At 43.4% G+C, this 12911-nt stretch carries 10 protein-coding genes; all 10 read right to left on the bottom strand.

The window, feature by feature from the left end; genetic code table 11:
• Positions 1–278 precede the first annotated feature (278 nt).
• Positions 279–803, bottom strand: a complete 525-nt coding sequence (locus PO903_RS13760; protein WP_273593702.1) for a (2Fe-2S)-binding protein — start codon at positions 801–803, stop codon at positions 279–281.
• Entirely contained in the window at positions 800–3181 is a 2382-nt protein-coding gene (gene pucD / locus PO903_RS13755) for a xanthine dehydrogenase subunit D (RefSeq protein ID WP_273593701.1), read from the bottom strand. The genes PO903_RS13760 and pucD overlap by 4 nt, the downstream gene beginning before the upstream one ends.
• Positions 3182–3187: 6 nt before the next feature.
• Positions 3188–4111: an FAD binding domain-containing protein gene (locus PO903_RS13750; RefSeq protein WP_273593700.1), complete on the bottom strand. Its 924-nt coding sequence runs from the start codon at positions 4109–4111 to the stop codon at positions 3188–3190.
• A 221-nt stretch (positions 4112–4332) separates the two neighbouring features.
• Positions 4333–4986 (bottom strand): nucleotidyltransferase family protein, encoded by a 654-nt coding sequence (locus tag PO903_RS13745; RefSeq protein WP_137222644.1) that lies wholly within the window; start codon positions 4984–4986, stop codon positions 4333–4335.
• A complete protein-coding gene (locus tag PO903_RS13740) occupies positions 4952–5983 on the bottom strand; it encodes an XdhC family protein (protein WP_273593699.1) in 1032 nt (343 codons plus the stop codon). The genes PO903_RS13745 and PO903_RS13740 overlap by 35 nt, the downstream gene beginning before the upstream one ends.
• Positions 5984–6018: 35 nt before the next feature.
• Complete coding sequence (locus tag PO903_RS13735; RefSeq protein ID WP_273593698.1) at positions 6019–7341, bottom strand: 5'-deoxyadenosine deaminase; 1323 nt, start codon at positions 7339–7341, stop codon at positions 6019–6021.
• A gap of 31 nt (positions 7342–7372) precedes the next feature.
• Positions 7373–8962, bottom strand: a complete 1590-nt coding sequence (gene ggt / locus PO903_RS13730; protein ID WP_502921646.1) for a gamma-glutamyltransferase — start codon at positions 8960–8962, stop codon at positions 7373–7375.
• Positions 8959–10215: a pyridoxal-phosphate-dependent aminotransferase family protein gene (locus tag PO903_RS13725; RefSeq protein ID WP_273593697.1), complete on the bottom strand. Its 1257-nt coding sequence runs from the start codon at positions 10213–10215 to the stop codon at positions 8959–8961. Before PO903_RS13725 ends, ggt begins: the two co-directional genes overlap by 4 nt.
• The gene (gene allC, locus PO903_RS13720) at positions 10202–11476 is read right to left on the bottom strand and encodes an allantoate deiminase (protein ID WP_273593696.1); all 1275 of its coding nucleotides are present in this window, start codon (positions 11474–11476) and stop codon (positions 10202–10204) included. The genes PO903_RS13725 and allC overlap by 14 nt, the downstream gene beginning before the upstream one ends.
• Positions 11469–12860: an allantoinase gene (locus PO903_RS13715; RefSeq protein ID WP_273593695.1), complete on the bottom strand. Its 1392-nt coding sequence runs from the start codon at positions 12858–12860 to the stop codon at positions 11469–11471. Before PO903_RS13715 ends, allC begins: the two co-directional genes overlap by 8 nt.
• Positions 12861–12911 lie beyond the last annotated feature (51 nt).

Here is a 12911-nt window from a genome sequence, read left to right as displayed (position 1 = left end):
CCTGTTTGTTAATAATATAACAATTCAGGTGTCCTTACCAATCCAAATTTTAACGGATTGCAAAAGTTCAGGAATACGTTTACTTAAACAGCACTGATTCTTGTAATTCTTACCTTATAAATAGCTAGGTAGCTTCTATATCCTATCTTTGTATGGGTAAAAGATATAAGTGTATACACCAAAAATCCTTTTCCTGTTCGCAGTGATCTGCTTCAAGAAAAGGATTGATCTTCTATAGGATAGGAAGTGGGTCAGTATCATTGTTGATATGGTTAGCGTTAACGAATAATTTGTTGTTGAGTCGGCAGTTGGATATCTTGTTGCTGGCATTTGGTAGCGGCACTTTGGACAGCTCGCATAATTCCTCCGTATCCAGTGCATCGACATAAATTACCACATAGTCCTTCTTTGATCTCATGATCGCTCGGAAGAGGATTCTGATCCAGTAAAGCTTTGGTTGAAATAATCATACCGGGTGTACAATATCCACATTGAAATCCACCTTCTTCTAAAAAAGCTTCTTGAATCGGATGTAATTGATCTTCGTGTTCACCGTGTAATCCTTCAATAGTCGTAATCTCTTTGCCTGCACATTGATAAGCCATCGTCAGACACGAATTAACAGGTTCTCCATCAATCAAGACCATACAAGCACCACAACGACCGATTTCACAAGAGACTTTGGTTCCAGTCAGATCGAGGTCACCACGGATGATATCTAATAGACGACGCGAAGGATCAATTTGCAGTTCACGATGTTCTTTATTCACAGTCGCTTGCCAGGTTGTATTTGTTGTTTTCATCGTGGACTCACTCCTTCTTCTTGCCATGTTTCGATTGATTGAATCAGTAATTCACGAGCAACAGGTAAATGAGGAACCCATACACCGACAGCATCCCGAATCGCAGCTGTAATCGCTGGTGCAAGCGCCACTGAACCTATCTCGCCTATTCCTCGTGGACCAAAGGTGTCTCCTTCTGGCAAATCTTCGATCGCTTCTACTTCAAGAGAGGTATGCATATCTTTGATTGTAGGAATCAGATACGTATCCATATTTTTAGTCAAATAATGCCCTTGATCCATCACTGCATCTTCAGTAAGTGTGAATCCTAATGCCATCACACTACCGCCTTCAATTTGTCCCAAAAATCCCATCGGATTAATGACCGGTCCTGCGGCAACCGTATGATAATTCGCTAACAATTTCACATGTCCTGTTAATGTATTAACTTCCACTTCGGCGGCAACAGCGGCATACGTATATAAATAATGTCCACCGACTACAGCATCCGGCGTAGTTGGATAAGCGAATTCGGTATCAAAAATCAATTGTTCTTGTTGACCGGATTGACTCATATATTCTGCAATTTCAAGATACGTGATAACAGGTTCAGATTCTTCTAAAAGAATCGGGTCATCGGTCAATAATCGTATCCCTTTAACCCCTGTGGTTAACTGCTCCGACGGTACACCTGTGATTTGCGTAGCTATTTTTAAGATCGTTTGAAGAAAAGGAGTCTTCAGTCGTTGCAAAGCCATCCATGCCATCGTCGTCGAACGGGAAGCTGTACTTGAGCCGCTATGAGGTACACGATCCGTATCTCCTATAACGATACTAAGATCATCAGGTTCACACTGGAAGAGATCCATCAACATCATCTCTAATGTAGCAATTAATCCTTGTCCGAATTCTTCATAGCTAAATGAAACTTCAATCTTGCCTTGTTCATTGAGTGCAAGACGCCCGCCAGCGGGGTCATCAATCCCATATCCTAAGCCTGCACCATGCATAGCCAGTGCCGCCCCTATCCCACGCTTAATCCATGGAGGCTGGAACGTGGATGACTCTTCACTTAGTCCGCTCATCACTTCAACGTTATCATGCCATTCAGAATCTGCTGAGCTAGCTAACTGTAACTTACGTTGCCATAGCTTGGATTCAGCCAATGCTTGCATCACTTGTTCAAGACCATTGGTCTGTAAAATACGTTGTTCTAATGGCCCAGGATCATGTTGCAGACGACGATTCATCATTCGGAATTCCCACGGGTCCATATGAATCATTTCAGCCAACCGATCCATTTGCCCTTCCATTGCAAATATCGCCTGATTGCCACCAAATCCACGAAATTCACCAGATAGTCCGTTGTTGGTATAGACCGATACGCCTTCTACATCCACATGCTCAATACGGTAGGGCCCCATAGAGTGTTCTGTTGCAAAATTAAGCACAGGTGCTCCGAGTGTCGCATATGCTCCTGTATCTGCCACAATACGAACATAATGAGCGATAAGACGGCCTTCTTCGTCCATGCCTGTTTTCATTTCAATCTTCATCGGATGACGCTTGAGTCCAGCCCGAACCGATTCCTGACGTGAATTATGCATTTTGATCGGACGACCACTTTTCAATGCTAATAATGAACCATACGGCTGTACATTTAATTCATCTTTACCGCCAAATGAACCCCCAATTGGACTGGATATCACACGAATACGTTCTTCATCCCAACCTAGAATACGCGCAATTTGCATCCGATCTTTATAACCATGTTGCGTTGGAGCATAGACCGTCAGACGACCATCGCTTTCAGGGACAAATAAACCGCCTTCTGTTTCCATATACGCATGCATTTGTCTGGGTGTACTGTAGACTTGATGCATCACATACGCACAAGCCGCTAAAGCCGTATCTGTACTTCCACGCTTCACTTGCGTACGATGAAGAACATTGCCTTGGGGATGAAGCCTTGGAGCTGATTCTTCCAGTGCTCTAGTCGGATCGGTAATCGTCTCTAACACTTCATATTCTACATGGATCAAAGACAGCGCATGTTCAGCAATCTCTAATGACGTTGCGGCTACGGCTGCAATTGCATCTCCAATATAACGAACCGTATCTTCACATAAAGCAGGTTGATCAGGGGTAGCTATACCAAATCGATTCAGTCCGGGGACATCCTGATGAGTAATCACTGCGATAACGCCTTCATAGGCTTCGGCTTCAGACACATCCAATGACAAAATACGTGCATGCGGATGAATACTGCGTAGAACACGTCCATATAACATGCCTTCTGCGGTCATATCGGTTAAATATCGCAATTCACCAGTTACTTTTTCTTTACCATCCCGTCGTTTGCGCCAGCGTTCCCCACTACTCTCCCGATTCAATAGCATACTCTGTCATCTCCTTTCGATCTGTGAATGAATACTTTCCCATAATCCAGCTGCTAGCAGCTTTCCTGCTGTTTGTTGACGATACTGTTCACTAGCAAAAGGATCACTGTATGTTACAAAGTCTTCACTTGCTAATAGAGCTATCGAAGTGATCATTTCTGCATGATACCGATTTCCTTCTAATAACTGTTCACATCTTGATAGTCGCATCGCAATACCTGAACCACCACCTGCGGCTATTCTAACTTGTGAGAAGTGCCCTAACGGATCGACCATGGCACGAAAAGCCACCGTAACCAGCGATGGCGTAAATGCTTCTCTCCGTCCAATTTTGCGAAAAAAAGTGATTTCTTGTTGATGTTCAGTAGACTGCTTTTCTAATACAATACCCATTAAAATAGCATCTAGACTTCTACGACCGCTTTTCACTACATCTAACCAATCGACGATATCTTGTTGGATCAAGTCGACTTCGCTTCCGATATCTGCCCAATGAAGTGAAGCATTGTGCACTAACAAAGCGGGAATAGCATCACCCACTGCTGAAGCTATATTGCCCCCGATCGTTGCTTGATTACGAATAGAAGGAGCGGCAATATGACGACAAGCTTCATATAGAGTGGCTCCATGATTCGCTATATACGTATCTGCTCCGCATTCGCGTAGTCTTGTTAACGCTCCAATGCGTATATGCTGATCACTCTCATCAATACCACGGAGATCGGCAATCGTATCGAGTCTTATTAAATGCTCATGTTTACTTACGATGCCGCCTTCCCACTGAGTACGCAATAAGGTTCCACCTGCTACAAAAGCGGCATTGGCTCCATATTGACGTTTGATCATCATGGCTTCTTCCATATCTGCCGGTTCCCACACCTGACATGGAAAAGGATCAGGAATCCTGCTTGTCTCTATATTCATTTCCATGATGTCACCTCCACTTGTTCAAACCTTACTTTCGATGATGATATGTGAGCCTTTATCATCTATCCGTTGAACAAATTTTAATGAAATCATAGATTTATGTCAATTATTCTAACCTATATTTGTGTTATACCTAAATTAAAGGCATTATTTTGTGCTTTACGCCCTTTAAATAAATAAAATACGATCTTATATGTAATATAATATAACATAAAATGAAAATATTAATATTGAGCTAGATGCTGTTGGATCTGTAGCCATGCTTCAGGTGTATCTGCATCCCAGAAGAAATGATCGGGATATCTCACGATATTGCTATAAAAATAAGGATTTGTTAGTAACTTACGAGCGCCTTGATCACCTTCCAGTTCTTCTAGATACGTCCACATATGTTCAGGAAAAATAACAGGAGGCTTTATTCCTTCATGATCGGCACAAGCAATAAAATCTACATCCGGCTGATGCTGATAAATAGTCATTAGTTCAGTCAACATAGTCGATGTAATTAAAGGTTGATCACCAAGTAAAATAAGTACGGCATCTGCTGAAGATAACCGTACTTGCTTCATTCCACAACGAATCGAATACGACATTCCTAAATGTGCTTGTTCACATACTACATTTTGCATTTTAGAAGGGTATTGCTGTATCCAATCTTGAATCTCCTGTTGCCATTGTGATGAAGAATAAGGTGCTGTGACAGTGATAACCTGCTGAATCTGCTCGGTATGGAGCACAGTAGACAGTACCTTCCCTCCAATCGTCATGACAGGCGTTGCATTTTGATTAGAGGGTATAGATTCTAACGGTAGACTTAATTTGTCTTTGCCCATACGACTGCTTTTACCCGCCGTAAGCACTAATGCGGTAATGTTCATTCATAACTTCCTTTCTCGGTACAAGCACACGCCCGCGTTTGACAGCAATCAACTCGGCTACAATACTAATCGCTATTTCATCAGGGCCATCTGCTCCAATCGATAAGCCCACAGGCGAATGGAGATTAGCATAAGCAGGTAATTGATCCATCAGACGACGTGTCCGCTCTTTAGAACCCATGATTCCTAGATAAGCACAATCTTGGTCTATCATTAACTCAATCCATTCTCGTTCACGTGGGAAATTATGACTCATTAATATCACATAATCTTGTTCACCTGGCTGGATCTGTTCATACAATGATTGTGGAAATCCGACAACACAGGTCGCTCCGGGAAAACGTTCATTTGTACATAATCCTTCACGCCAGTCTCCGATCACTACGTCAAATCCAGCTACCTGTGCCAAAGAATGAACAAGTTTACTGTCATCTCCAGCACCGATCAGAATTAGACGTGGCTTAGGTCGATACGTGCGTACGAATGTATACTGCTCCTTTTCCGAAGAAGGAACTTGTACTATACTCAAATCTGCATTATGAGCAAGCATCAACGGTTGATGAGATAACTGATAATCAATCTGGTCGCCATTATTTTGAAAAGAACGAGTTAATACGACATTTTCACCTTGATTTAAGCGGGTATACAATTCAGTGATCACATTCAAAAAGGAACCTCTGACTGGCTCTAACAAAATATTCAATAATCCGCCACAGCCGATATTTTCGCCCCAGGATAGATCATCTGCTGGTCGCATATCATATTCCACGACGCAGACTTGTGAACTGTCCCAGACAGCATCGACGCGAGCTACAAGATCGCTCTCTAAGCAACCCGGGCTAATACTTCCAAATTGCTGTCCATCAGCCGTCAGAATCATGGAGACTCCTTCTTTGCGGTACGCATGTCCTTCTACATGGACAACAGTAGCCAGAACTGTACGTATGTGTTGTTGATGTTGCGATAATGCAATTGTGCACAGGTCTTTCATATCCATGAGTCTCCATCTCCTTTGAATGTAACTATGAATTTTTAAATCCGTGTCATTAAACGTTTAATCGAACGATCAGACTCACGTAATACAATACTGCGATCAATTGTTTTGACACGGCGATTCGCTAATACTACGCTACCATCAATAATCACAGTATCTACATTGCTACGTGTAGCGGAGTAGACCACTCTGGAATAGACATCCACATCATATGAAGGAAATGTATGATAATCTTCTAAATCCAGTAGTACCATATCTGCTTTTTTACCGACTTCGAGACTACCGATTTCTTTGGCCATACCAAGTACTTCTGCGCCACCCATCGTTGCCATACGTAGCACCGTTCTAGCATCCATCACTGTAGGCCCATGAGGAACCTTTTGGATCAAAGCCGCCAGTCGCATTTCTTGGAACATATCTAGATTGTTGTTACAGGGTGCTCCATCAGCGCCAAGACCGACATGAATATGACGATTCATTAAGTCTGGAATCTCGGCAATTCCTGAAGATAACTTCAGATTGGAACCCGGACAATGCGTTACTTTAACTCCACGCTTGTATAAAATCTGCTTTTCTTCTTCGCTTAGCCAGACACAGTGTGCCAGAATCAGACGTGGATTCGCTAACCCGATATGATCGAGATAGACAATATTGCGCATGCCTCGCTCTTGTTCAACCAGTGAAATTTCGCCACGATTTTCAGAAGCATGGGTATGCACTTTAACATGATATTGTGCTGAAAGATCACGAACTTCGGTCAACAATCGTTCAGTACAAGAAACAACGAATCGTGGACAAAATGCATATTGAATACGTCCACCGCCGAATCCATTCCATTTTTCCAGTAAATCTACACTTTTTTGTAGAGATTCATCGGTATCTTCTTGTAAAGGTTCAGGTACATCGGTTCCATGATCCATCATCACTTTGCCCGAGATCACACGTAGTCCACTCTGCGCCATCGCTTGAAAAGCCGAATCGGTATAATGCACTGTTTCCATATCACAAATGGTAGTCGTTCCACTGGAAATAAGTTCTCCAATACCAAGCAAAGCCGAATAGAAAATGGATTCTTCATCATGAGCCGCTTCCAGTGGCCAGATACGCTTACGCAACCAGTCCATTAGCTCCATATCATCCGCTCGACCACGGAACAATGTCTGACACAAATGAATATGAGTCTGAATAAATCCGGGAAGCAATGTTTTGCCTCGTCCATCTATTTCTTGATCCGCATGATCGTCTAAATAAGGAGCCATTTTGACAATTTTATTATTTTCGATCAATAAATCTCCGATAAATACTTCTTCAGTGGCATTCATTGTGACCATCTGTGCTTGTCTTATCATGATGCTTCCCATGTTGCTTACCCCTCTCTGTCTCTATACCACGTTATATGCCAATCGCGATCCCATCACTACGAGGGTCAGCCGCACCGCTAAATACGCCTTGTTCACTAATCATAATCCCCTGTGCTTCGCCCATTACCGCATCATAATCACGGATCGGTTCAACGATATGACCGTATGCTTCTAAACGTGAATAAATATCTTCGTACGAACGACTTTCGATCTTCAACGTATCGCTCATATCGCCCCATGTTCGTCCATAGAGCCAGCGAGGTAATCCTATGGCTTGTTGGATATTAAGCTGATAATCAATCACCCCGGTCAAAATAGACAACTGTGTCTGTGGTTGCCCTTCTCCACCTTGTGTACCTAACAGCAGATAAGGCTTACCATTTTTGGTAACCATCCCGGGCATTAACGTATGGAACGTTCGTTTACGTGGCTCCAAGACATTAGGCGCACGATCATCCAGTGAAAAGAATGATCCACGATTTTGTAAAATGACTCCACTATCTCCCGGTACATAAGCCGATCCAAAATCAAAATAAAGACTTTGAATAAACGAAACGGTATTTCCTTCATCATCTGTGACAGCCGCATAGGCTGTATCTTGACCCATCGCTGGTGATAGATGGGGAGACGCTTGTGGACGATACTGCATGTCATACCATAATTTGCGTGCATAGTCTTTGGAAAGTAATTGCTCTAGCGGAATCTCTCTAAACGCAGGATCAGTCAAATAACGATCACGATCTTGAAATGCTTTTTTGACGGTCTCAACTACAAGATGATAAAATTCAGGCGAAAAACGAGCAATCGACGATAGTTCTACATTTTCCAGAATATTGAGCATCATCAATACCGAGAATCCCTGTGTATTCGGTGGCATTTGATAGACTTCATGCCCTCGATAAGTGGTCGAAACAGGTTCTACCCATTCGCCTTGATGGGCTGCTAGATCAGCGGTTGTGAGCACACTACCGTCTCGTTCTGTCGCTTCCCCGATCATCTGTCCGATACTGCCACGATAAAAGCATTCACTTCCTTGCTCACTAATCAATCGAAGCGTCTGAGCAAGCTTATGCTGAACAACAATATCGCCTTCTACAAGTGGAATACCCTGAGGGCAAAATACGGATTGAAGATGAGAATCTTGTTGTATCCATTCCAGATCACGTATAATCCAGCGTGCTAGACTAGGTGAAGCAGGAAAGCCTTCTTCGGCATAACGTACCGCAGGAGCCATAATCTCAGCCCACGATAATCGTCCATACTTTTTCCAGACATTCTCCCAAGCATCCACCATACCCGGTACCGTTACAGCAGCCAAAGGGCCACGGCTTGGAATAGAAGTATACCCTTGCTTGGTGTACCATTCAGGAGTTGCTTTGGAGGCGGAACGCCCACTTCCATTATACCCTTCAATCTTGCCTGTACGCCCATCATGAATCAGAAAAAAAGCATCTCCACCAGGTCCTGTCATATGTGGATAAACGACACCCAGTACAGCACTTACCGCAACCGCAGCATCGAATGCATTACCACCGGACTGCAAAATAAATGCACCTGTCTGACTTGCTAAATAATGCGGTGCTGCAACCATTCCTCTACGCGATTGGGGCATAATGTTCACTGGTACGTCACCTCTTTCTGACCGGCATAGACACGAAGCGCCGCTTGCACTCCTTGTCCTGCTGGCAATGATACACCATGATGAATCAATACTGCTTCTAAAGCGCCCAAGACGTGGAGTACATTTTTGCGACTACTGCTATATCCCATACTCCCAATCCGCCAGATTTTACCTTGTAATGGGCCAAATGAACTGGCGATCTCAATCCCAAAATCATGCAATAACATCGAGCGTACACTTTCTCCGTCTACACCTGATGGAATATAAATACATGTTACTACAGGCAATCGTGCAGCATCATCACCGAATAATTCTAAGCCCATACCACGAATACCGGCTACGATCGCAGCTCCATTTTCCGCATGACGTGCAAAACGTGCTTCAAGCCCTTCTTCTAATAAAATCCGTAATCCTTCACGTAATCCGTACAACATCGAAGTCGCTTCAGTATGATGATTAAGTCGCTTTGGACTCCAATAATCTTGCAGTTGAGCAAGGTCAAAGTAATTGCTAGCAATACGATGATGACCGGATAGGACGGCTGAAGGAATATCGTCTACAGGACGAAGTCCACGCTCAATACTTTTACGATTCTGAATCTTACGTTCCACTCGATCATTGTACGTAATCGGTGCCATACCTGAAGGGACAGATAGACACTTCTGTGTTCCTCCCATAACCGCATCCACTTTCCATTCATCGGTATAAAAAGGAACACCTCCGATGGTTGCAACCGCATCGACAATAAATAACACATCATGCTCACGGCAAAAGTGACCGATCTCTGGTAAAGGTTGCATACATCCTGTAGACGTTTCCCCATGGACCATTGCTACAATTGTAGGACGATGTTGTAGAATAGCTTGCTGTACAGTTTGAGGATCAAATACCGTTCCCCATTCGGTCTCAATCGTCACAACGTCTGCACCGCAACGCTCAGCAATTTCCGTTAATAAATGACCAAATCGTCCATAGATCGGAACCAATACTTTATCACCCGGTTCAATCAAACTAACCATAACGGCTTCTAGACCTGAGCGTGAAGTACCATCTACAGGAAAAGCCCACTGATTATCCGTTATATATAATTCACGTAACATTTCCATTGTCTCATTCATGATATCGGTAAAAGCCGGATCAAATTGTCCCAAAATAGGCATCGACATTGCTCGCAATACACGCGGATCGACTTCAACAGGACCCGGTGTCATAATGGTGCGCGGGGGCGGAGATAAGTCTTTATAACGCTTCATGGTATTCACCTCGATAAGCATATTGATATAGCAATTCGGTTAGCACTTTGAAGCCCTGTACGATATCAGCTTCGGCTGTATATTCCAATGGATTATGACTAATTCCTTCCCGACTAGGTACAAAAATCATAGCAGAAGGACATTCCACGCCGAAAATCTGAGCATCATGCCCTGCCCCACTCGGAAGTAACATCGATGATATGCCTGCTTGATCACATACATGTTGCAAATCATCAATCATCGCTTGATGCATCGGCACAGGTTCAGCACGTAGATGTTCTTTCCACGATAATGTTAATCCCTCTTGCTGAGCAATCGCCGAAATTTCTTCATATAAAGCATCTGTATAATCATTCAATATACGATGATCCAGATGACGGATATCCAATGTAAATGTAGTTTCGCCTGCAATCACATTTGGTACATTTGGTGAAACATGTAGACTACCTACTGTAGCTACCAGAGGATCACCCCACTCCAGTGCCGAACGTTTCACATGACTAATCATTAATGCTGCTCCTGCCAAAGTATCTCTACGCCACTGCATGGGTGTTGTTCCTGCATGATTGCTTTCACCGAGTACCTTCACTTCGATCCGGCGTTGTCCTACAATGCCTGTCACCACACCGATCTGATGGTCTGTCCGCTCCAGTACAAATCCTTGTTCAATATGAAGTTCGATATAAGCAGCAAATTCTCGTTTACACGTTGAATAGTTCGAATCAGTTCCAAATCCGGCTTGTTTCATCGCTTGTTCGAGACTGATCCCTTCCCGATCTTGCACCATAGGAACTTGATCCGCTTGATAAGATCCTGTTATATTACCTGAACCCCAATAGGTTAAAGGAAATCGGCTACCTTCTTCTTCTGCCAGTGATATGACTTCAATCGTTCGTAAAGGCTGTCCATATGTTTCTTTTAAATAAGACAGTGCCAGCACACCGGCTACAACGCCAAGTGCACCATCATATTTTCCTCCAAAAACAACCGTATCGATATGAGAACCCGTTACAATCGGTAATTGTTCAGCTTGTTTTCCTACTAATCGACCGCTTAGATTTCCGACTTGATCGTAAAAGGGTTCTAATCCTTGTGCTTCCATATAAGTAAATAAAGACTGTTGTGCTTCTAACCATGCAGGAGTATAAAGTAAACGTGTGACTCCGCCTTGCTCGTCAGCTCCGAATTGAGCCAGCCACTCTAACATATCGTGTAATTTTGCACTGTAATTTTCGATCATAGGAGCTGCTTGCTTAGCCATGAATCACTCCTCCTGTCTGATAAGCGATAAACTGCCCTACACATGTATCTGTTAATCCTGAAGATTGGTCATAAACAATATGTCCGCGTACAATTGTTTTTTGCACTGTCGAAGAAAAAGAATATCCGATATACGGACTTTGACGATGCTTATCATAAAGATCCTCTTTATCTAACGTATTCGGTTGATTCAGATCAACAAGCACCAGATCAGCATCTAAACCTATTTCAATCTGACCTTTAGACTGTGCCAAGCCTAACCGTTGTGCCGGATTCTTCGACAACATATTCGTTATCGCTGGCAAAGGAATCTGTCGCTGGTGATATCCTTCTTCTAACATTAATAACAATGTGCTTTGTGCTCCCGAAATACCGCCCCATGCTTCAAAAAAATTAGTGGATTGCTTCATTTCTGGAGGACAAGGCGAATGATCCGAAGCAATAATATCAATTAGTCCCAGAGATACAGCATCCCAGAGAGCAGATTGTTCTTCAGCACTCCGTAAAGGTGGAGCACACTTCGCAAGTACACCTTTATTCTCCATATCTTGATCTGTTAACACTAAATAGTGAGGGCACGTCTCTACCGTCACATTCAGCCCTTCTTGCTTAGCGGCTGTAATGATATCAACAGCTTCACGACTACTGATATGCACAAAATGCAAAGCACAACCTGTCTGACGGCTATAATCTAGCGCACGTTGTACAGCGATGACTTCCGCAACAATCGGTCTGGAATCCAGATAATCTCTAACCCCTGTTTTCCCTTTGGCTATCGCTTGATGTGCAAGTGTAGATACCGTCGATTCATCTTCTGCATGTAATGCAAGCACATGACCTAAGCGTGCGATTTCTTTCATCCCTGCTAATAACGTATCATCATCTGCTCTTGTGAAAATCTCTTCCCCTTCGCCGCCCGGTTCTGACATAAATGCTTTGAACCCGACTACACTGCCTACAGATAGCTCTGCTAGTTGCGCTACATTGCCTTCGACCAGACCACCCCAGAGCGCATAATCAACATAAGAATGATGTTCTGCCGCTGTCTTTTTGGTAGCAAGATGTTCTGCATTTACAGTTGGAGGTACTCCATTCAGTGGCATATCGACATAAGTTGTCATTCCACCTGCGGCAAGGGCAGCCGAACCTGTCTGGAATCCTTCCCAGCTACCTAATCCGGGTTCATTAAAATGAACATGAATGTCAACAGTGCCTGGTAAAATATGCAACCCTTCTGCTTGGATAACAGTAATCTCATTTCCATATGTCATAGGAGGAGTGAGCGATTGTATAGTTCCATTTCGAATACCAATATCTAGTTTTGCTACACGATCTGATAATACGACTGTTCCTCCAGCAATAATCAAATCCAGTTCTGGTTGCATGCTCTACACTCCTTTTCACTTCCCATGGGCTAACATCATGTATGCCTCTGC

Source organism: Paenibacillus sp. PK4536, from assembly GCF_028594455.2.
In the GTDB taxonomy this organism is placed as follows: Bacteria; Bacillota; Bacilli; order Paenibacillales; family Paenibacillaceae; genus Saccharibacillus; species Saccharibacillus nuruki.
This window is presented reverse-complemented; position numbering and strand designations above follow the sequence as displayed.

Bases quoted from the DNA above. Each gene is read 5' to 3' on its own strand.
- PO903_RS13750 (WP_273593700.1), bottom strand. From the start codon at position 4,111: ATGGAAATGAATATAGAGACAAGCAGGATTCCTGATCCTTTTCCATGT.
- PO903_RS13725 (WP_273593697.1), bottom strand. From the start codon at position 10,215: ATGAAGCGTTATAAAGACTTATCTCCGCCCCCGCGCACCATTATGACA.
- PO903_RS13740 (WP_273593699.1), bottom strand. From the start codon at position 5,983: ATGGATATGAAAGACCTGTGCACAATTGCATTATCGCAACATCAACAA.
- PO903_RS13735 (WP_273593698.1), bottom strand. From the start codon at position 7,341: ATGGGAAGCATCATGATAAGACAAGCACAGATGGTCACAATGAATGCC.
- allC (WP_273593696.1), bottom strand. From the start codon at position 11,476: ATGGCTAAGCAAGCAGCTCCTATGATCGAAAATTACAGTGCAAAATTA.
- PO903_RS13760 (WP_273593702.1), bottom strand. From the start codon at position 803: ATGAAAACAACAAATACAACCTGGCAAGCGACTGTGAATAAAGAACAT.
- PO903_RS13715 (WP_273593695.1), bottom strand. From the start codon at position 12,860: ATGCAACCAGAACTGGATTTGATTATTGCTGGAGGAACAGTCGTATTA.
- pucD (WP_273593701.1), bottom strand. From the start codon at position 3,181: ATGCTATTGAATCGGGAGAGTAGTGGGGAACGCTGGCGCAAACGACGG.
- PO903_RS13745 (WP_137222644.1), bottom strand. From the start codon at position 4,986: ATGAACATTACCGCATTAGTGCTTACGGCGGGTAAAAGCAGTCGTATG.